This window comes from Brucella tritici, from assembly GCF_902825325.1.
Classification (GTDB): domain Bacteria; phylum Pseudomonadota; class Alphaproteobacteria; order Rhizobiales; family Rhizobiaceae; genus Brucella.
The window spans coordinates 1-1,243 of sequence record NZ_CADEAR010000065.1 but is presented as its reverse complement, the minus strand read 5'-3'; the positions used below and the strand labels follow the sequence as shown (position 1 = coordinate 1,243).

The window sequence follows — 1,243 nt, the reverse complement described above, 5'->3', positions numbered from 1 at the left end:
TGGGGTCGGAACAAGATCAGTCATAAATCGTACGCTAAGCCCGAACGAACAATGAACTTGCGGTCAGTTCGGTTTGGATTAAAACTACATCGTAAGGCTACATCCGCTGCCCGATTGACCATCTTGGATTGCTTTGCAGATATGCCGATCAAGCTTGCTATAATGGATACTAAAGGTCTATAGAGAGCTCATAAATGCCTCGCGCAGCGAGCACCGGCTTTGAATAAGTAATCTGCCGTATGTTCGTAAGTTCCCACGCCAACCACCCTTCTTCAAGATAGTCTGCGCAAGCTGCCACCATATCCGTATGCTGAAACGGCCTGACCGATGCGATCCTCACAATGGCTACAGCTCTGCCGTCTAGATCCTCTTCGCCATCGGCTCGCAGGAAACGGTTATTCTCAACGATCAGTAGATCTTCGTCGGGCCGCAGGCTTGGAGACCACCGCCTCACTTCAAGCGTTTTAAGACCATTCGCTATCCTCAATCCGCTTGGCGCGACAATGGATAAAGCCTTCATGCTGTGCTCCTTCCTGTAAAGAGCGGTTTGAACACTTATGTTGTCATTTCACTCCGGCCGGAACTAACTCTACACTCATGCAGCACGCAACAATCGACTGGTGCGGCGCAAAGGTCTGAAGCCGTCTGTCATTTGCTGTTCTGCATCCCAGGAGTAGATGCCGGTGAGGTTTATGTGTTCCCAACTGAGTGGCGAGACGTGTTTCAATAACTCGTCTGGAATATTCCGGCCTTGTTGCCGCAAATGTGCGGCAGCGCGACTGAGATAGACGGTATTCCAGTAAATAATGGCGCTCACGACCAGATTGAGTCCGGACGCACGGAATGCTTGGCTGTCGTAGGACCGATCACGGATTTCTCCGCGCTCGTGGAAAAAGACTGCGCGTTTCAGCTTGTGAGCGGCTTCGCCCTTGTTGAGACCAGCCTGACAACGCCGCCGCAGCGCCGAGCTAGAATACCACTCGATCATGAACAGCGTGCGTTCGATGCGACCAAGTTCACGCAGAGCTTTTGCGAGTTCGCTGGATTTCGAGGAAGCGGAGAACCTTTTCAGGATTGTTGATGGCGCAACTGTGCCTGTTGTGATCGATGCTGCCAGACGTAGAAGGTCATCCCAATGTTCGAGAATGAGCGCGGTGTTGATCGGTGCGCCGATATGGCTGTCCAGCGCCGGATAGGCGTCCGCTTTCTCGAATGTGTGGAATTTCCGGTCCTTGATGTTTCG

2 protein-coding genes are annotated in these 1,243 nt (G+C 52.3%); both read right to left on the bottom strand.

The annotated features are described in order from the left end of the window. Positions 1-169: 169 nt before the first annotated feature. The gene (locus HWX93_RS22660) at positions 170-520 is read right to left on the bottom strand and encodes an ASCH domain-containing protein (protein ID WP_176038809.1); all 351 of its coding nucleotides are present in this window, start codon (positions 518-520) and stop codon (positions 170-172) included. 75 nt (positions 521-595) lie between these two features. After that, positions 596-1,243, bottom strand: a 648-nt coding sequence (locus HWX93_RS22655; RefSeq protein WP_176038808.1) for a Tn3 family transposase, incomplete at its 5' end; no start/stop codon positions are given.

Coding starts and splice junctions, on each gene's coding strand:
- HWX93_RS22660 (WP_176038809.1), bottom strand. CDS start 520: ATGAAGGCTTTATCCATTGTCGCGCCAAGCGGATTGAGGATAGCGAAT.